The sequence below is a fragment of the uncultured Candidatus Thioglobus sp. genome, from assembly GCF_963981275.1.
Classification (GTDB): domain Bacteria; phylum Pseudomonadota; class Gammaproteobacteria; order PS1; family Pseudothioglobaceae; genus Thioglobus_A.
Window position 1 is genome coordinate 1 of the sequence record NZ_CAXCCZ010000025.1, and the last position, 18,579, is coordinate 18,579.

General features: G+C 41.3%; 22 protein-coding genes and 2 tRNA genes. 13 read left to right on the plus strand and 11 right to left on the minus strand.

Translation table 11 applies throughout. The features are described 5' to 3' along the window. The 3 genes from ABNR88_RS05105 to ABNR88_RS05115 form a co-directional block, all read right to left on the minus strand. Nucleotides 1-377 (minus strand): MBL fold metallo-hydrolase (locus tag ABNR88_RS05105; protein WP_348670134.1); only part of this gene is annotated, 377 nt, incomplete at its 3' end. Continuing rightward, nucleotides 374-1,612, minus strand: coding sequence for an adenosylmethionine--8-amino-7-oxononanoate transaminase (locus tag ABNR88_RS05110; protein ID WP_348670135.1), 1,239 nt, complete (start codon nucleotides 1,610-1,612; stop codon nucleotides 374-376). The genes ABNR88_RS05110 and ABNR88_RS05105, both read right to left, overlap by 4 nt. Nucleotides 1,613-1,731: 119 nt before the next feature. Then, nucleotides 1,732-2,400: a phosphoglycolate phosphatase gene (locus tag ABNR88_RS05115; protein WP_291928428.1), complete on the minus strand. Its 669-nt coding sequence runs from the start codon at nucleotides 2,398-2,400 to the stop codon at nucleotides 1,732-1,734. Nucleotides 2,401-2,470: 70 nt separating this feature from the next. Here ABNR88_RS05115 and proC point away from each other — a divergent pair, with 70 nt between their 5' ends. The 3 genes from proC to ABNR88_RS05130 are packed head-to-tail and all read left to right on the plus strand — an operon-like array spanning nucleotide 2,471 to nucleotide 4,722. Next, nucleotides 2,471-3,301, plus strand: coding sequence for a pyrroline-5-carboxylate reductase (gene proC, locus ABNR88_RS05120; protein WP_291928394.1), 831 nt, complete (start codon nucleotides 2,471-2,473; stop codon nucleotides 3,299-3,301). Continuing rightward, a complete protein-coding gene (locus tag ABNR88_RS05125; protein WP_348670136.1) occupies nucleotides 3,294-3,689 on the plus strand; it encodes a hypothetical protein in 396 nt (131 codons plus the stop codon). The genes proC and ABNR88_RS05125 overlap by 8 nt, the downstream gene beginning before the upstream one ends. Then, the gene (locus tag ABNR88_RS05130; protein ID WP_291928391.1) at nucleotides 3,682-4,722 is read left to right on the plus strand and encodes a hypothetical protein; all 1,041 of its coding nucleotides are present in this window, start codon (nucleotides 3,682-3,684) and stop codon (nucleotides 4,720-4,722) included. The genes ABNR88_RS05125 and ABNR88_RS05130 overlap by 8 nt, the downstream gene beginning before the upstream one ends. On the opposite strand, the gene ABNR88_RS05135 is transcribed toward ABNR88_RS05130, so the two are convergent. Further along, nucleotides 4,708-5,424, minus strand: coding sequence for a 16S rRNA (uracil(1498)-N(3))-methyltransferase (locus tag ABNR88_RS05135; RefSeq protein WP_291928389.1), 717 nt, complete (start codon nucleotides 5,422-5,424; stop codon nucleotides 4,708-4,710). The genes ABNR88_RS05130 and ABNR88_RS05135 overlap by 15 nt on opposite strands. Nucleotides 5,425-5,460: 36 nt before the next feature. Here ABNR88_RS05135 and ABNR88_RS05140 point away from each other — a divergent pair, with 36 nt between their 5' ends. The 9 genes from ABNR88_RS05140 (at nucleotide 5,461) to cysQ (ending at nucleotide 13,092) form a co-directional block, all read left to right on the plus strand. Beyond that, a complete protein-coding gene (locus ABNR88_RS05140) occupies nucleotides 5,461-6,690 on the plus strand; it encodes an aminopeptidase P N-terminal domain-containing protein (RefSeq protein ID WP_291928386.1) in 1,230 nt (409 codons plus the stop codon). Further along, nucleotides 6,687-7,706 (plus strand): anthranilate phosphoribosyltransferase, encoded by a 1,020-nt coding sequence (gene trpD / locus ABNR88_RS05145; RefSeq protein WP_291928383.1) that lies wholly within the window; start codon nucleotides 6,687-6,689, stop codon nucleotides 7,704-7,706. Before ABNR88_RS05140 ends, trpD begins: the two co-directional genes overlap by 4 nt. A gap of 11 nt (nucleotides 7,707-7,717) precedes the next feature. Continuing rightward, on the plus strand, nucleotides 7,718-8,260 hold the full coding sequence (gene orn / locus ABNR88_RS05150; RefSeq protein WP_291928380.1) for an oligoribonuclease: 543 nt from the start codon (nucleotides 7,718-7,720) through the stop codon (nucleotides 8,258-8,260). Further along, nucleotides 8,253-9,119, plus strand: coding sequence for a 4-(cytidine 5'-diphospho)-2-C-methyl-D-erythritol kinase (gene ispE / locus ABNR88_RS05155; protein WP_291928377.1), 867 nt, complete (start codon nucleotides 8,253-8,255; stop codon nucleotides 9,117-9,119). The genes orn and ispE overlap by 8 nt, the downstream gene beginning before the upstream one ends. Continuing rightward, nucleotides 9,099-9,173: transfer RNA gene (locus tag ABNR88_RS05160), tRNA-Gln, on the plus strand. Before ispE ends, ABNR88_RS05160 begins: the two co-directional genes overlap by 21 nt. 149 nt (nucleotides 9,174-9,322) lie before the next feature. Continuing rightward, complete coding sequence (locus ABNR88_RS05165) at nucleotides 9,323-10,285, plus strand: ribose-phosphate pyrophosphokinase (RefSeq protein ID WP_291928374.1); 963 nt, start codon at nucleotides 9,323-9,325, stop codon at nucleotides 10,283-10,285. Between the two features lie 90 nt (nucleotides 10,286-10,375). Further along, nucleotides 10,376-12,190, plus strand: coding sequence for an RNA polymerase sigma factor RpoD (gene rpoD, locus ABNR88_RS05170; RefSeq protein WP_291928372.1), 1,815 nt, complete (start codon nucleotides 10,376-10,378; stop codon nucleotides 12,188-12,190). Nucleotides 12,191-12,207: 17 nt separating this feature from the next. Further along, nucleotides 12,208-12,284, plus strand: a tRNA-Ile gene (locus ABNR88_RS05175). Between the two features lie 40 nt (nucleotides 12,285-12,324). Beyond that, a complete protein-coding gene (gene cysQ, locus ABNR88_RS05180; protein ID WP_348670137.1) occupies nucleotides 12,325-13,092 on the plus strand; it encodes a 3'(2'),5'-bisphosphate nucleotidase CysQ in 768 nt (255 codons plus the stop codon). On the opposite strand, the gene nadC is transcribed toward cysQ, so the two are convergent. From nadC to nudE, 7 genes are read right to left on the minus strand one after another with little or no spacing between them, the layout of a single operon-like run. Next, nucleotides 13,075-13,896 carry a carboxylating nicotinate-nucleotide diphosphorylase gene (gene nadC / locus ABNR88_RS05185; RefSeq protein ID WP_291928365.1) on the minus strand — a complete coding sequence of 274 codons (822 nt, stop codon included), beginning with the start codon at nucleotides 13,894-13,896 and terminating at the stop codon, nucleotides 13,075-13,077. The two genes, cysQ and nadC, sit on opposite strands and share 18 nt — an antisense overlap. Then, complete coding sequence (gene lpxB / locus ABNR88_RS05190; RefSeq protein ID WP_291928363.1) at nucleotides 13,889-14,977, minus strand: lipid-A-disaccharide synthase; 1,089 nt, start codon at nucleotides 14,975-14,977, stop codon at nucleotides 13,889-13,891. The genes nadC and lpxB overlap by 8 nt, the downstream gene beginning before the upstream one ends. A gap of 7 nt (nucleotides 14,978-14,984) precedes the next feature. Then, nucleotides 14,985-15,287: a ribosome assembly RNA-binding protein YhbY gene (gene yhbY, locus ABNR88_RS05195; protein WP_291928360.1), complete on the minus strand. Its 303-nt coding sequence runs from the start codon at nucleotides 15,285-15,287 to the stop codon at nucleotides 14,985-14,987. Then, on the minus strand, nucleotides 15,280-16,521 hold the full coding sequence (gene lysA, locus ABNR88_RS05200; RefSeq protein WP_291928357.1) for a diaminopimelate decarboxylase: 1,242 nt from the start codon (nucleotides 16,519-16,521) through the stop codon (nucleotides 15,280-15,282). The genes yhbY and lysA overlap by 8 nt, the downstream gene beginning before the upstream one ends. A gap of 6 nt (nucleotides 16,522-16,527) precedes the next feature. Then, on the minus strand, nucleotides 16,528-16,713 hold the full coding sequence (locus ABNR88_RS05205; RefSeq protein ID WP_348670138.1) for a hypothetical protein: 186 nt from the start codon (nucleotides 16,711-16,713) through the stop codon (nucleotides 16,528-16,530). A gap of 40 nt (nucleotides 16,714-16,753) precedes the next feature. Beyond that, complete coding sequence (gene aat / locus ABNR88_RS05210; protein ID WP_291928351.1) at nucleotides 16,754-17,413, minus strand: leucyl/phenylalanyl-tRNA--protein transferase; 660 nt, start codon at nucleotides 17,411-17,413, stop codon at nucleotides 16,754-16,756. After that, entirely contained in the window at nucleotides 17,406-17,963 is a 558-nt protein-coding gene (gene nudE / locus ABNR88_RS05215; RefSeq protein ID WP_291928348.1) for an ADP compounds hydrolase NudE, read from the minus strand. Before nudE ends, aat begins: the two co-directional genes overlap by 8 nt. A gap of 56 nt (nucleotides 17,964-18,019) precedes the next feature. Here nudE and ABNR88_RS05220 point away from each other — a divergent pair. Next, on the plus strand, nucleotides 18,020-18,579 hold a 560-nt coding region (locus tag ABNR88_RS05220; protein WP_348670139.1), incomplete at its 3' end, for an MBL fold metallo-hydrolase.

The following is an 18,579-nucleotide window of genomic DNA, read 5'->3' on the forward strand; positions in this document are numbered from 1 at the left end:
TCCCAAGTACCTTTGGGCGCCCAAATCTGTGCACCCTGCTCTTTAAATACTTGCAAACCGTAAATATGGTCGGCATGATAATGACTAACAATCACCAATTTAATAGGTTTATCCGTTATCTTTCGAATTTCATTAAGCATGGCTTTGGCCAATGATGGCGTACCCAAGGCGTCCAATACAACTACACCCTCAGTCGTTACAACAAAACCCGCATTTGAAATAAAACCCTCATATTCAGTGGCCGAACCTGACAAACCTGGAACATAGTAAGCATCGCCATTAAGGTTTTCAGCCGCCACTTCGACACCCACCTTTTCGTAATCATTGGCTTGAACAGCAAATGACAATAAACTAAACAATAAAATAATTTTTTTCATAACTCCTCGATAACCGCTTTAATGGCTTTAGTGACCAGTAACAACTCTTGTTTACTGATAATAAAAGGTGGCATGGTGTAAAGCAACTTGCCATAAGGTCTGAGCCAAACTCCTTTCTCGATTAACAAGTTTTGGACTTTCTCCATGTTTATTTCTTCGGCTAACTCAACCACGCCAATTGCTCCTAAAATACGCACGTCAGCCACTTTACTATGGGCGCGTAATGAGGATAGTTCACTATTCAAAATTGCTTCAATATTGGCAATATTATCCTGCCAAGGAGAGTTTAATAACAACTCAATACTGGCATTAGCAACGGCACAGGCCAAAGGGCTAGCCATAAAAGTCGGACCATGCATCAGCGTGCCAACACCTTGGGCGATTTCATCGGTTGTTAGCGTGGCAGCAAGTGTCATATAGCCACCTGTAAGTGCCTTGCCAAGACACAAAATATCTGGATCTACATCTACGTATTCAAGTGCAAAAAGCTCGCCTGTTCTACCAAAACCTGTGGCTATTTCATCCAAGATAAACAACACGTTGTGCTGCTTACATAATGCCTTTGCACGAGTTAAATATTGAGGATTATAAATACGCATGCCGCCAGCACCCTGTACGACAGGCTCTAAAATCATAGCGGCAATTGAGTCAGCATTTTGTTGTAGCGTTAACGTCAAATCTTGCAAGGCTTCATCCATCGCCACCATTGACGGACTCTGAACAAAATAATGCTTAGGCAAAACTCCTGAAAACAAATGATGCATGCCGTTATTTGGATCGCACACACTCATCGCACCAAAGGTATCGCCGTGATAACCGCCACGAATGGTGACAAATTTATGCTTTTTTGACTGCCCTTGATTGTGCCAATACTGCAATGCCATTTTAAGCGCCGCCTCCACCGCAACCGACCCAGAGTCTGTAAAAAAAACCTTGCTTAGATGCTCAGGTGTAATGTCAACCAAGGTCTTGGCAAGTGTAATAGCGGGCTCATGCGTTAAGCCACCAAACATTACATGCGAAATTTTGCCTAATTGAGCTTGAGCTGCTTGATTAAGTGTTGGATGGTTGTAACCGTGGATGGCACTCCACCAAGAGCTCATGCCATCAATGACACGCTTATCGCCTGCCAGATTTAGATAAACACCATCAGCTGACTCAACTACATGAGTCTTAACTTCATTGGGAATTTTGGCGTACGGATGCCAAATATGGTTTTGATCAAATGTGTCCATAACAATATATTTTACGTCACTTTAAATGGCAACCATCTCTTTTACTTTTTTTGTAACGAGTTTTGCCCGTTACAAACTGACTTTCTATTAAATCGTCATATAGCCTTACCTATGACGATTTATAAATACTCTTTTAATTCGGCCATGGAGTCAATCACCAGATCAGGATTGGTGTCACGGATGTCATCACCATGATTGTAACCATACGACATGCAAATAATTTCAAATCCTGCCGCGCGTGATGCCTTAACATCGCTAACTGAATCACCCAGCATCATTGAATCTTCAGGTGCAATACCGAAAAATTCAGCACTGTGTAATAATGGCAACGGATCTGGTTTTTTCTTTGCCAAGGTATCGCCTGACACCACAATGCCAAAATAATCAAAAATTCCCAAATCTTTTAAAATTGGCAAGGTAAATTGTTCAGCCTTATTAGTAACACAACCCAAGGTGTAGCCTTGGTCTTTCATATAATCCAATCCTTCTTTAACACCATCATACAAACATGAACGTACAGAGGTGTTAACCGCATAAAGCTCTAGAAATATTGGGTAAGCTTTATCAAAATCAGCTTTATTAACTACACCTTCTAGCTCGCCAGTTAGCGATCTTTCAACCAATTTAGGAACGCCGTTGCCAACCCAATGACGCACTTGCGCTTCACCCCAAGGCTGTTTTCCCAAAGCTTTCATCGTCTCATCAACACAAAAAGCCAGGTCTGGAACACTGTCCACGAGTGTGCCGTCAACATCAATCATAATCAATTTTGGGTTGAATTTTTTTATACTCACTTTAATACCTCTTTAGTTATTTTGGTAGAATAGCCCTTAGACTAAATTTAAAAAAAACATTGTAATGCAAAATTTAACAACAATCGGTTTTATTGGTGCAGGAAACATGGCTTACGCTATCATCTCCGGATTGATTAACAATGGCTTTTGTGCTGACAATATTAAAATCAGCGATAAAAACGAATCATTATTATCCCTGCGAAAACAAGAATTTAACCTTGAAGTCTTTACGGATAATATTGAGCTTGCCGCTCATTGCGACGTTATTATATTAGCAGTCAAACCGCAAGTTTTATCCTCTGTTTGCCACCAACTGAAAGACTCACTTAAAGCTAACACACTGATTATCTCAATTGCCGCTGGCGTACGCGCCCACGATATCGACCGCTGGCTTGGTGGTAATGCCGCTATTGTGCGCACCATGCCTAATACACCAGCCCTATTAAATCAAGGTGTAACAGGTATGTTTGCCAACGAATGCGTGAGTGACACTCAAAAGGAATTGGCCATTAGTATTCTTGATAGTGTGGGCCAAAGTTTATGGGTTTCAACAGAAAAAATGCTCGATGCTGTGACTGCACTGTCTGGCAGTGGTCCAGCTTATTTTTTCTTAATGATCGAATCCATGACAAATGCTGGCATTGCACTAGGGTTAGATGAGCAAACTGCTCAAACCCTCAGCATTCAAACAGCACTGGGTGCCAGTATGATGGCTGATACTAGCAACCACTCTCCAAAAGAATTACGAGCAAATGTAACCTCTCCAAATGGCACCACACAAGCTGCTATTGAATCTTTTCAAGATCAAAATTTTGAGATGGTGGTTGCACATGCTATGCGCGCTGCATTTGATAGATCAAGCGAACTGGCATCAGAGCTGGGCGATAGTGACTGAGCGCGTCACCTTTAAACTCCAGGCCTCAAAAACCTATTTAAGCATATCGATACTCATACACCTATTTGCGCTGGTTATTATTTGGCTTTACAGTTTTAACAACTACGTTAGTCTGGTATTAAGTGTTATTCTTATTATGCATTTTTACTTTTTGAATGTTCAAATTTTGCTAAAAAAATCCAGTGCTATTTTGTCATTTTCTTTAAATGATAAAGCAATAACAACAACAGACAAACAGGGGAATAACCAGCAATATCCTTGTGTTTACTGCACCTATCAATCTCAATTTTTGGTGATAATCAGCTTGAACAAAGGCTCGCTGGTTATCTTTAAAGATTCGCTTGCTTCTCATTCTTTATCACAACTAAACAGACTATTAAATGCTTGAGCCTGAAGACACCCTAAAACTAAATGTTTTAATAGCCACTTCGGTCGCCATTCGTATTGACACTTATAAATTGGTCGTGGTTGGACTCAATGCACAATTTAAAGAACAAACGATTGAATTAAGGCCTAGTGGCGATAGTGAGGCCTACATTAAAGCGGTAAAAAAACTCTTGGTTACTCAAGTACTTGGCGCCATGGGTGGCTACCCTTCTTACTTAAAACGCTGGTCAAGAATGGGTCAGGTTGAATCTTCGAATCTAGTTTCATTACTTAAATTGGGTGAAGTTGAGGCCGTGGTAGCGGTTGCCAATTCTACCAATCTCGATGACAACTTATTAAAACTCACTTGGTGGTGCGCCACTAATACAGATAGTCAGGCTGAAATTGGTCGTTTCTTATTAACCAAGGCGTTTGTCATCAGCACTAAAACGGGGCAAGAAATTGCCCAATACCTGCTCGAATTTTTACCTTTTGTGAATGACACAGAGCAACTAATTGACACTACCAGCTTGGTCTTGCAAGGCGACCTAATTGATCAAAAAGATAGGGATAGACTGTGGAAACAAGGCCAGAGAAAAACAGCATTTTTAGTAGGGTTTGTTGAAAGAATGCAAGGAAGCCTTCCTAATGATCTCAACATTCAGGCACTTAAATATCAACACCCAGAACTACAGATTATCAACAGCGAACAGTCACAAATTTTTTTAAAGACCTTGGCTCATATCCTTAAAAAAATTAATCAGGAATACGTACTTTATCGTGCTTTGGAGGTATTGGGCCAATACCTATCTCATGATCAGATAGTTTATCAAGACTCCATTGACAAGATCAAAGCTCAAATTAAAGACTTAAATCTCACCACTACCCAGGAACAAGATAAACTGAATGCCAGACTATTGTTGGCAGGAGTTAATGAGCGTTTGGTGGTTAGCACCATTTCAGCGCATAATCTGACTGGGTCAGCTATTCGCAAAAAATTGGCCTCAGTGCTTGAGCCAATTCAAAAATCACTGGCCATTCTAACTACCCCATAACAGTTGCATATTAGCAATGGCAGCCAATGATGCGGTTTCTGTTCTCAGCACTCTAGAGCCTAATAATAATGGCTGTGCACCTTGTTGCGTGGCATAAATGATTTCATCATCACTCAGCCCTCCCTCAGGCCCTATGATAATCATCGCCCGAAGGGATTTACCAAAGTCCAACAAAGAATGCTCTGCTCGGTGATGTAGTACAAATATATCGCCATAATCCTGTGTCATTAACGAACTTAAATCTAGTGGATCTAGCAGCTCTGGCACTACCGATCTGCCCGATTGCTCGCAGGCGCCAATGATAATTTTGCGCCAATGTTGCATGCGTTTTTTTAATTTTTCAGCTTTTAATCTAACCACGCAACGCTCAGTAAAAATAGGAATAATTTGACTAACCCCTAACTCCACCGCCTTTTGCATTAAAAAATCCATCTTCTCTCCCTTAGCAACTCCTTGCGCCAAAGTAAGCTTCAAGCTTGATTCATTTAAATTAGGCACGCAACTATTAATACGCACTTCACACTGTTTTTTGACACTGATCACACTTGCCTGATAATTATTACCATCGCCATTAAATAAGGTGATATCTTGCCCTTGAGGAAATCGTAGAACTTTAAGCAGGTGGTGCGATGCGTATTCGTCAAGCATCATAGTGTCATTAATTTTCAAAGGGGCATTTTGGTACAAGCGAACGTGTTTCATGGTATCTTTGCGCTACTCAAGAGAATTGAAAAAATAATGATACATCAAAATAGAAGGAAAGAGCTGCTAAGCCAGCTTGATGACAATTGTGTCATAATCATATCGACCAATCCAGAACAGTTTAGAAACGGGGATGTTACTTTTCCCTTTCGCCCACACAGTGATTTTTTTTATTTAACCGGGTTTCATGAGCCAGAAGCGGTAGCGATTATTAGTAAGAACAGCTATTCAATGTTTTTACGCCCCAAGGACAAGACTCGTGAAATTTGGGATGGGGCGCGCCTAGGCCTTGCAGATGCGCCAAACACTCTAAAGCTCGGACATGCCTTTGACATTAATCAATTAGAGACTCAATTAGAAAAACTTATTCCCTCTGAAAGCTCTGTTTATTTTGATGAAAAACCCTGCAAACTAGACTCACAAATTGCCAACATACTCAGCAAACATAACCCAATCAGTTTTCAAGAATCCTTGCATGAAATGCGTCTAATTAAAGGTGCGTCTGAAATTGAAATCATGCAAAAAGCAGCGGATATCTCTAGCGCAGCTCACACACTAGCCATGGCTCAGGTAAGTCCTGGCATGTTTGAGTATGAATTACAAAGTGTTTTTGACGCCCACTTTGTTAAAAACAATACTCAGCATGCCTATACGCCAATTGTCGCCGGTGGAAAAAATGCCTGTGTATTGCATTACATTAAAAATAATAAGCCGCTTAAATCTGGAGATCTGGTGTTAATCGATGCAGGGTGTGAGCTTAACTACTATGCCAGCGACATCACTCGCACTTTTCCAGTTAGCGGGCAATTTAGCGAACCACAAAAACAAATTTACCAAATTGTATTGAATGCTCAACTAGCCGCAATCGATGCCATCAAACCCGGTATAGATGTACACAAGCCTCATCAAATTGCCTCTGGAATTATCCAGCAAGGACTAAAAAAGATTGGACTGTTGATGCCGGGAGAGCCATTGGCAAAGTTTTATATGCATGGCACGGGCCATTGGCTGGGCATGGATGTGCACGATGTGGGTAAATATCAAAACAACCAACAACACCGAGTGTTTGAAAAAGGTATGGTTATCACTGTTGAACCTGGCATTTATATTCGTAAGGATGATAAAATTGATCCAATTTATCATCATATTGGCATTCGAATTGAAGATGATGTCGTGGTAACAGAGACAGGAAATACCGTGCTAACTAGAAACCTTATCAAAACAATTAACGACATCGAAACGCTTATGAGTCAAGCAAACCTATGAATATACAACAAGCCATCAAAGCAGTGATTGCAAAGCAAGATTTAAATGAAAATGAGATGCATGATGTCATGACTGACATCATGACCGGAAAAACCACAGATGCGCAAATTGGTGCATTTTTAGTAGGGCTTTCCATGAAAGGCGAAACCATTGCTGAAATCACTGCCAGCGCTAAGGTTATGCGCTCACTAGCCAAAGGAGTTGAGGTTAAGAGTACTAAGCACTTGGTTGATACTTGTGGCACAGGGGGTGATGGACTCAGCCTGTTCAATATTTCCACCGCCTGCGCCTTTGTAGTTGCTGCGGCTGGTGGCTCGGTTGCTAAACACGGCAATCGATCCATCTCATCAAAATCTGGCAGTGCTGACGTCTTAGAAGCGGCTGGCGTTAATTTAGACATGAGTGCAGAGCAGATTAGCCGTAGTGTTAATAAAATTGGGGTTGGATTCATGTTTGCACCTGCACATCACTCAGCCATGAAGCACGCTATTGGCCCACGTAAAGAATTAGCAGTCAGAACCATTTTTAATGTACTCGGACCACTCACTAATCCTGCCAAAGCGCCTACTCAAGTTATGGGTGTATATAGCAAGGAATTGGTAGAGCCTATTGCCAATGTTTTAAAAAGTCTAGGCTCTAGACACGTGATGGTAGTACACTCCAATGACGGTCTAGATGAAATCTCTATTGCGGATGACACGTTTGTTGCCGAACTAAAAAATGGCAAAGTAACTACTTACACCATCAACCCAACTGATTTTGGCCTACCGCTTGGAAGCTTGGACGACATTAAAGCCAAGGATGCAGATGACTCTCTTATCCTAATCCAACAAGCACTAGATGGCAAAGATGGTGCGGCCAAAAATATCATTGCACTTAATGCAGGCGCTGCTATTTACGTCTGTGGCTTAAGCAATACGCTACAAGACGGCATTAATAAAGCACTTAGCATTCTCAACAAAGGCTCAGCACATCAAAAACTGGATGATTTTGTACGTGAATCAACTGGCTGTTAAAGGAAAAACACATGAATAAAGAAACAAACCTAATTTGGATTGACTTAGAAATGACTGGATTATTGCCGGAGCGAGACGTCATTATTGAGATTGCCACAATCGTAACCGATGCCGATCTTAATATTTTGGCAGAGGGGCCCTCTTTAGTTGTTCATCAAGGCAGTGAAATTTTGGCAGGTATGGATGAATGGAATACTGAGCATCACACAAACTCCGGCTTAGTTCAACGTGTCAAGGATAGTGTGATCTCCACCAAACAAGCAGAAAAGCAGACCATTGAATTTCTAGAAAAATATGTCAATGCTGGCGCCTCCCCAATGTGTGGAAACACCATCTGTCAAGATAGGCGTTTTTTATACAACTACATGCCTGAGTTGGAAAAATTTTTCCATTATCGTCATGTTGATGTGTCCACACTTAAGGAGTTATTAGTGCGCTGGAAGCCAGAGGCAAAAATGATCCGAGAAGGCGAGCCGGCACACTTAGCATTAGCCGATATTCGTGATTCGATTGATGAGTTAAAATACTATCGAGACGTCTTTATTGATGTCTAACGCCACCAAGGTGTGGCTTGCGCCAGCAAAAATTAATTTATTTTTGCACATTAACAGTAAGCGAGAAGATGGTTACCATAATTTGCAAACCATTTTTCAGCTACTAGATTATTACGACGAATTGCAATTTTCAATCACCAGTAATGGTGTCATTAATCGAGCTACCGGCAATGCTAATATTGCACCAGAATCTGATTTAATCATACGCGCCGCCAAACTCTTGCAAGAAAAATCACAGACCTCTTTGGGTTGTGACATTTCTATTGTTAAGCGCATACCTGCAGGAGGAGGTCTGGGAGGCGGATCATCCGATGCAGCCACTACATTAGTTGCGCTCAATCACCTCTGGAAAACAAACTTAGATCAACAAGCGCTCATGGAGTTAGGCTTGAAATTGGGTGCGGACGTACCAATTTTTATTAATGCCCAGAGTGCTTGGGCGGAAGGTGTTGGTGAAATACTTAGCCCATTAAAAACGCCTAATCATTACTTTTTAGTGGTGTTTGTTAACCAACATACCTCCACATCAGAAATTTTCTCGCATAAAGCATTGACAATGAGTCCAATGATAGGGAAAATATCGGACTTCTCTGAACTTGCAAATACTCATAATGATTGTTTGTTAGCAGCCATTGAGCAAACAGAGGAAATCAGACTTGCATTGGAACAGCTTGATCGTTGTTCTGATCTGATAGGAAAAGCAAGAATGAGTGGTACAGGCAGTTGTGTTTTCGCTGAATTTGCTACTAAAAAATATGCTCTGGCAGCATTAGAAAAAATGCCAAAAAAATGGATGAGTTTTACAGCGCAAGCAATTAACACTTCTCCGATCCTTAAATGGGCTGTCGCCAAGCGGTAAGGCAACGGGTTTTGATCCCGTCATGCGCAGGTTCAAATCCTGCCAGCCCAGCCATTTTCTAAAAGCCGTGTCTTTGCATTAAGACACGGCTTTTTTTATGTTTTTTATTTACCTAAATTTACTCAGGGTTTCCTTGAGCAAATACTATTTTTGTCATCGTAACCTAGTATAATTTAATCAACTTTCAACAACCAATAACTCTTATGTCTCTTGACACGATCAAAATTTTTAGTGGTAACGCAAATCCATTATTATCCGGCGAAATTATTTCTAGTTTAAACATTGCGCAAGGAAAAGCTCTGGTTGGCAGATTTAGCGATGGCGAGTCACAAGTCGAAATTTTAGAAAATGTTCGAGGCTGTGATGTTTTTATCATTCAGCCCACTTGCGGACCTTCTCCAGCAGAAACATTGATGGAGTTATTGGTAATGGCTGACGCCTTGAAGCGCTCATCAGCTGCAAGAATTACTGCTGTTGCGCCTTATTTTGGCTACTCAAGACAGGATCGTCGATCACGCTTAACCCGCGTTCCAATTACGGCAAAATTAGCAGCTAAAATGGTTGAATCTTCGGGTATTGACCGAATTTTAACCGTTGACTTACATGCGGATCAAATTCAAGGATTTTTCGATATTCCAATCGACAATATTTATGCACAGCCAGTGTTACTAGATGACATCATGAGTCAAAATTATAAGGATATCGTGGTAGTCTCCCCAGATGTTGGTGGTGTTGTACGTGCACGTGCTGCTGCTAAAAAACTCAATGATGCAGATTTGGCCATTATCGATAAACGTCGTCCTGCGCCTAATATGGTGAAAGTCATGAACGTTATTGGTGATGTTGAGGGTAAGACTTGTGTTTTAATTGATGACATGGTCGATACAGCTGGAACCTTATGCCAAGCAGCTGGAATCTTAAAAGAAAAGGGTGCTAAGAAGGTTGTCGCCTATGCAACACACGCGGTACTTTCTGGCGGCGCTATTAGCAACATTAAGAATTCTGAGCTCGATGAGCTAGTAACTACAAACACCATTCCATTAACTGCTGATGCGGCCAAATGTAGCAAAATTAGACAACTTTCTATCGCGCCAATCATGGCAGAAGTAATCAAACGCATCAGTGAAGAGCAATCTATTATCAATATTTTTGCTGATATCCAATAAACATTTTATTTTAAAGCGCACAAGGCTCTGATTTTTAACAGGTATCTTTGTGTATAATCCATAATTTGGTCTGTCATAATACGTTACTCTATGAAATCTACTACTAAAGCACACAAGCAAGCACTACAAAAACTGATTACAGTTGGCAAAGAGAAAGGCTATTTAACCTACTCTGAAATCAACGATATTTTGCCTGAAGATCTACTAACGCAAGAGCAGGTAGAGCCAATTGTTACCATTTTAGAAGAGTTGGACATTACAGTTTCTGACTCAGTGCCTGATGCTGATACGCTGGTTGTAGAATCAGGTGCTAAAGCCCAGTCAACCTCTGCAGAAGCTGCTGTTGCCGCACTTGCCGCACTGGACTCTGAGTTTGGTAGAACAACTGACCCAGTTAGAATGTACATGCGTGAGATGGGCGTTGTTGACTTATTAGAGCAAGAAGATGAAATTCGTATCGCTAAAGAAATTGAAGCGGGCGTATTTGAAATTATGCAAGCCATCACACTCTACCCTTCAATTACCGACTACTTCTTCAAGGCTCATAAGCGTCTAGAGGAAGGCAAATGTAAGATGACGGACGTCATTATCGGCTATCAAGGTGATGCGGCAGATTTTGAAGCCAAAAAAGCAGCCTTTGATGCTGGCGAATTTGATGATGACGAAGAATATGAAGACATGGAAGAAATGGAATACACTGGCCCTGATGAGGACAAAGTGTACACTCGATTCGAAACTGTTTTAAGTTGCTCTGAAGGCTATCAAGAGTTAAAGGATAAATACGGTTTCCGTCACAAAAAGACTGTGGCTGCACGTGAACAACTCTCTAAAGGTTTGTCCGATTTACGCCTTGCGCCTAAACTAGTCTCAACCATGATGGAAGTCATTTGTGATCGCGTTGCACTCATTAAAAAACAAGAAAAAACAATTCAAAGCGCTTGCCTTTACGCAGGCATGGAAAGAGCTCAATTTTTTGAATTATTTGCCGGTAACGAGACTAATTACGACTGGTTAAAAAATGCCAAAGTAGATGAAAAAGTTGCGTCAGCACTAGCAGCCTCTAAAGATGAAATCTTTTATGCTCAAAAAAATCTACATGAATACGAAGAAGAAATGCAGCTTACTGTTGCTGAACTTAAAGCTTTAAATAAGCTTTATCGTAAAGGCGATCGTCGCGCTAAAAAAGCCAAATCTCAAATGATTGAGGCAAACTTACGTTTGGTTATCTCTATTGCTAAAAAATATGCCAACCGCGGTTTACAATTCTTAGATCTAATCCAAGAAGGTAATGTCGGCCTAATGAAGGCAGTGGACAAGTTCGAATACCGTCGTGGTTATAAGTTTTCAACCTATGCCACTTGGTGGATTCGTCAAGCTATTACTCGTTCAATTGCTGACCAAGCGCGTACTATTCGTATTCCGGTACACATGATTGAAACCATTAACAAACTTAATCGTGTACGTCGCCAATTGTTACAAAAGTTTGGTCGTGAAGCTTCTCCAGAAGAGCTAGCCACTGAAATGGAATTACCAGAATACAAGATTATTAAAATTCTTAAAATTGCCAAAGAACCTTTATCAATGGAAACACCAGTAGGTGACGATGAAGATTCGAATATTGGTGATTTTATTGAAGATACCAACCTATCTTCACCTGTGGAAATCACCACTAAAGAAAGTCTTAGAGAAACAACAGGCGACTTGCTAGCAAACCTATCTCCTCGTGAAGCAAAAGTGCTGAAAATGCGCTTCGGTATTGATATGAATACTGATCACACGCTAGAAGAGGTAGGTAGACAATTTGATGTAACACGTGAACGTATTCGTCAAATTGAAGCAAAAGCGTTAAGAAAACTAAGACACCCTTCTCGTGCTCATAAGCTTCAAAGCTTTTTAGACTCTTAGAGAAAACCCGTTTTATCGGGCCTATAGCTCAGCTGGTTAGAGCACTCGACTCATAATCGATTGGTCCTTGGTTCAAGTCCAAGTAGGCCCACCATATTTAGTAGTATTTCTCACCCCTAATGGTAGATAATATCATGATGTTTGATACACTAACCCCACACTTAATCACCCTCACCAACAAGGTTGGCGAGATGATTATGTCGCACTACAAAACCAGCCTGGCGATTGAAACTAAATCAGACCAAACACCACTAACAGTTGTCGATAAAAAAGCACACCAACAATTAGCTGACGGCCTAAACCTGCTAACGCCAAACGTACCGATTCTTTCAGAAGAGTCTGAATTGGTTGATTTTTCCATACGCTCAACTTGGAATGAATACTGGCTTATGGATCCGCTTGATGGCACTCGAGACTTTATTGAACAAACAGGTGAGTTTTGTATTTGTATTGCCTACATTAAAAACAACCGCCCTATTTTTGGCTTTATTTACGCACCCCTTAGCAAAACCCACTATTTTACCAATGACCAGGGGCAAGCCTTTAAACACGATAACAGTACAACTACACAGCTTCAAGTGGCTGTTCAAAATAAACCATTGAAAGTGGTTACCGGCCACTATTCCGCTCATAACCCAAGATTGCACGACCATCTAAACAAACTTGGCCTATACCGTATCAATCATTTAGGCAGTGCGCTAAAATTTTGCAAAATTGCTGAGGGTGAGTATGACTACTACCCAAGATTTGGCCCTTGCTCTGAATGGGATACAGCCGCTGGCGGATACATTTTGGAGTCTGCTGGTGGACGTGTTGTAGGTGTAGATAACAAACCCTTACGCTATAACACCAAAGACAGTTTGCGAAGTCCTGTATTTTTCGCCTCAGGAAAAACGCAATGACAAATCAATTGCTTGAATATTTTTGGTAATACTGCCTGTTGAGATAAAATCCACACCTGTTTCTGCTGTAGCAACAAGTGTATCCATATCAATATTTCCAGAAGCCTCAATTGGTAATTTTCCATCGGACATTTGTACCGCCTGGATTAACGCCTGATGAGAAAAATTATCACACAGTACTCGCGTCACCCCATTTAAAGCTAGCACTTCTGTGAGCTGATCTAAGGTTTCCACCTCAACAATTAAATCAAGCTCTGGGTAACTCTCCACCGCCTTTTTAACCGCTTTAGCAATGCCACCAAAAGCCGCAATATGGTTCTCCTTAAGCATAATACAATCGTACAAGCCCAAGCGATGATTTACACCACCTGCGCATTTAACTGCGTACTTCTGCGCCAAACGCAACCCTGGCAAGGTTTTTCTTGTATCTAGTAATTGTGCCTTAGTATGGATGATCTTATCGGATAATAATTTTGTTTGGGTTGCTACCGCGCTTAAAGTCTGCAAAAAATTCAGCGCTACGCGCTCTGCACTAATGATCGCTCTTGAAGATCCTGATAAAACGGCCAAAATTTGGTTTGAATTCACCAACTCTCCATCTTTAACTTGCCACGTAATTTTAAGATCACTGTCTAAAGTTTTGAAAGCTAGTTGAGCAAGTTCAATACCGCAAATAACAGCACTCTCTCGGCAAACAATAGTGGCAGAAACCTGCTCATCGGGCAATAAGCTTGCAGAGACATCACCAGCACCTAAATCTTCTGCCAATGCCAAATCCACAATTTTTAAAAAATCGTTATTCATGGATAAAATCTAGAATTAGCTTGGCAGATTCTTCACTGGCGTTCAGGCGTAAGCGCTTGTGGATTTTGCCAAATTCTTCAATTAATCTCGATTGATCGCTCGTTAAAATCTGCATAGCGTGTTTGGCAATGTTGTCACCATTTGCCTCTGTTTGAATTAATTCCGGCACCAGAGGTTGATTAGCAATAACATTGGGTAGACTAATAAACTCACTTTTAACCAACCTGGACGCAATAAAATAACTCAGCGCAGACAGTTTGTAAATCACCACCATAGGAACACCAATCAAGGACAGTTCTAGTGCCGCTGTACCCGATGCAACCAGCACCAAATCTGAGCTTTGCATGCGCTGATGAGACTCATTAACTGATAGGCTAATATCCTGATCTGCAATTAGATCTTGAGCCCATTCAAGCAGCTCATCATTGGCCAATGCCAAGTGAAAAGTTAGCGCTGATTCTTGTTGTGACATTGCTTTTACCGCCACTAACATTTCAGGCAATAAGCGCTTAACCTCTCCCGACCTTGATCCTGGCATAAGCAAAATACTTTTGCCTACTTGATGGTTTTTTCTAGGCGTGAGCTTTTCCGCCAAAGGGTGTCCAACGAAGACTGCTCTTTGATTATGCTGTTTGTAAAAATCAACCTCAAAAGGAAACAGGCACAGGATCAAGTCACTGGCATGTTTAATTTTTTTGACCCTTGACTGACGCCACGCCCAAACTGATGGCGAGATAAAGTGAACTGTTTTAATACCCTGGTCTTTGAGTTTTTTTTCAATAACAAAATTAAAATCAGGCGCATCTACACCAATAAACACATCGGGCTTATTGGTAGAAAAATATTCAACAATTGTCTTTCTTAATTTTAATAGTGAGGGTAGTTTTTTCAAAACCTCACTAAAACCCATAACGTTTACCAGACTCATGTCCCAACGCTGTTCACAGCCTTGAGATTGCATCTTTACACCACACAAGCCTTCAATTTTAAGACTTGGGTCTTGAGCCTTTAATGCCTGTACTAACGCAGATCCAATTAGGTCGCCTGAGGTTTCAGCAGCACTAATTGCAATCTTAGTCATCAGTTAATTATTTTCTTGGAAGAATAAGCTGAGGATCTTCATCAAAGGCACGATAAATCACCATAATATTGCCAATCACCTGCACCAAATGAGCCTGGGTTGTTTTAATAATTTCGTCAATTATGCGTTGTTTATCTTCGCGATCATCGCCACGAACTTTAATTTTTAATAGTTCGTGCGTCTCTAAACTAGATGCCAGTTCAGCTAGAACACCCTCAGTAAGGCCGTGCTGACCTAGCATGACGACAGGTTTAAGGCTGTGACCTTTAGAGCGTAAGAATTTTTTTTGATTGTTGGTAAGCTTAGTCATTGATTAGAATCTCTGTGTTAAATAAATCTTGAATGGTTTCACGCTTGCGGATAAGATGGTGTGCTGTATCTGACACCATCACTTCAGCAACGCGCGGTCGGGAGTTGTAATTTGAACTCATGGTAAAGCCGTATGCTCCGGCTGACATAACAGCTAAATAATCTCCAGCTGATAAAGATAATTGCCTATCTTTGGCCAAAAAATCTCCTGTTTCACAAATAGGGCCAACCAAATCCCAGCTGGCTTCAACTCCCTGGGCATTTTCGCGCACTGGCAACACGTTGTGATAGGCATTATAAAAAGCAGGGCGCAATAAATCGTTCATGGCACCGTCAATAATGGCAAAGGATTTGTCAGAATTTTGCTTTAAAAACTCAACTTTCGTAATAAATGCGCCTGCATTACCCACAATTGCCCTGCCTGGCTCTAGGATAATCTCTAAATTTCCCACTTTGTCCAAAATAGAGCTAATATAAGCGGAAATATCAATGGTGACTTCATCTTCATAACGAATACCAACGCCGCCGCCCAAATCCAGGTGAGCAATCTCAATGCCTCGGTCTGCTAACTTAGCAATAAGGGCCAAAACCTTATCCAAGGCATCTATAAATGGCGATACATCAGTCAGCTGTGAGCCAATATGGCAATCCAAACCCTGAACATTGATATGCTCTGATTGGTGTGCCGTTTCATACAGGGCGATAGCATCATCAATATCAACGCCAAATTTATTCTCTTTCAATCCTGTTGAAATATACGGATGAGTTTTTGCATCGACGTTTGGATTAACCCGAATGGAAATTGGTGCCTGCATATTCATACTGGCAGAAACTTGCTCGATGCGCTCTAATTCTGCAGCAGACTCCACATTAAAGCAACGAATACCCACTTCCAAGCCTCGTTTAATTTCATCTTGTGTTTTTGCAACACCAGAAAAAACACAGTTTGAAGCCTGTCCACCTGCCGCTAACACTCGCTCTAACTCGCCTACTGAAACAATATCAAACCCAGCGCCAATTTTTGCTAGTACATTGAGCACAGCGATATTCGAATTAGCCTTAACAGCGTAGCAAACTAAATGTGGATGCTGACCAAAGGCCGAATCAAACTCACGCCAATTGTTCTCGATGTCGGTACGAGAATACACGTATAACGGTGATCCGTAGCTCTGCATCAAGTCTGCAATATCAACAGACTCAGCATGTAAAGATTGATTTTTGTAGGAAAAACTCAAAGTTGACTACTTTGAATTATGTGGCATGATGTCTAATTCTGGTGCAACTGCAACACTGGTTGTTGCCGCATCAATTGCTTGAGTAGTTGTCTGGTTGTTGTTTTTAACCACCTCCAACTCACCCATTTTTCCACACGCTGAAAGACCTATAACGATAAACATAAGGGCTGTTAATTTGATTATTTTTTCCATCTGATTTCTCGCAAGGTTATTTGTAAAATTAGTCGCTATTTTACAGTAATTCTTGCAAACTTTGAATGAACGCATGACGCTCGATGTTAAAGGCGCCCAAGCTTCTTAAATGCGGACTTTCAACCTGACAATCCACCAGCGAATACTCCATATATTTTAGCAAATGCACAAAAGCCACTTTCGAGCTATCTTTAGCCAATGAGAACATCGATTCACCAAAAAAAACACCGCCCAGCGCAACACCGTAAAGACCGCCCACTAATTTGGATTGCTGATACACAGCGACACAGCGAACAAACCCCTGGTGGTGTAACTGGGTGTAAGCATTCACCATGTCCTCATCAATCCAAGTGCCAGTCTGGTCTTTACGATCAACTGTTCTGCAATGATGGATGATTTTGTCAAAATCCACGTCAACTTTAATTTGAAATTTATTTGAACGAAGTGTCTTTGCCAAACTTTTAGATACGTGCAGTGTATCGGGTGTAATCACCATTCTTGGATTTGGACTGTACCATAAGACAGGATCTTGCTCGCTATACCAAGGAAAAATACCTTGGTGATAAGCATCAAGTAGTCGCTCAGTTGACAGGCTACCCCCGATGGCGATTAAACCATTAGGCTCTTCAAGTGCGCGCTCAATATCTGGAAAAGGCGTTGTTTCGGTTGCTAGTACAAAATCCTGAGGAATCTCAACCACTTAAATTTTGCTGTCTGATCGCCTCTTTTGCCATATAGAGTGCGGCAATACTTCTGGCCTCGGTCAAATCATCGTTATAAACCAAGCTTTCCAACTCAGATAATTGATGCTCGACTACTTCTAACGGCTCAGGCTCGTCACCTTGTGCACTGGCTGAATACAAATCTTGCGCCAGAACAATGTGCGTTTCACTTGATTGATAGCCAGGTGCAATACTCATGGCCTTCATGTATGTTAGTTTTTTAGCGCCGTAGCCAATTTCTTCAATCAGCTCCCGGTTGGCTGCTTCAAGTGGCGTTTCACCGTCGTCAATTTTGCCCTTGGTCAATGCCAGCTCATATCGGTCCGTGCCACCCGAATATTCATAAATCATTAACACCGTTTCATCATCCAACATAGGGATAACCAAAACCGCACCGTTTCCCGGAGGCTTAAGGCGCTCATATTGACGTTTTTCTCCATTAGAAAATTCAACATCCATTGACTGAATATTGAAAAATCGGGTTGTCGCTATGTCAGTGACATTTCTTAGTGTTGGTTTTTTTCGCATGAATGGAATTATAACATTAGCTATAATGGTCAATTCAACATAGAGGAGAGATAGACATGAAGAAATTAACACTGTTATTTACCTTGGCATTTTCGTCAATATCGCACGCTTGGACTATTGAAGGTTTGGGCAACTATCAATTTGACCAGCTTGGCACCAACTCGTACATTATGCACGGGCCATTAGGCGAACCAACTGTTGCAAACCAAGGGTTTATGAATAATCCAGGCATGATTATTGGCGCTGACGGCGTGATTGTGGTCGACCCTGGTGGCACTTATCAAATTGGCCTTGAGGTTATCAAAGAAATCAAAAAAATCACCAATAAACCAATTGTTGCCGCCTTTAATACTCACGTTCATGGTGACCATTGGCTAGGTAACCAAGCCATTATGGAAGCCTATCCTAATGCTAAAATTTATGCACATCCGGCAATGATTGCGCAAGCTAAAGATGGTGAAGGTGATCGTTGGGTTGATGTAATGAAGAGCTCTACAGATGGCTTATCAGACGGCACAATTGCCGTTTACCCAACAGATGCAACTACCGATCAACAAACTATTCAGGCAGGTGGCGAGACTTTTAAAATTCATAATGACGTTACTGGCGTTGCCCA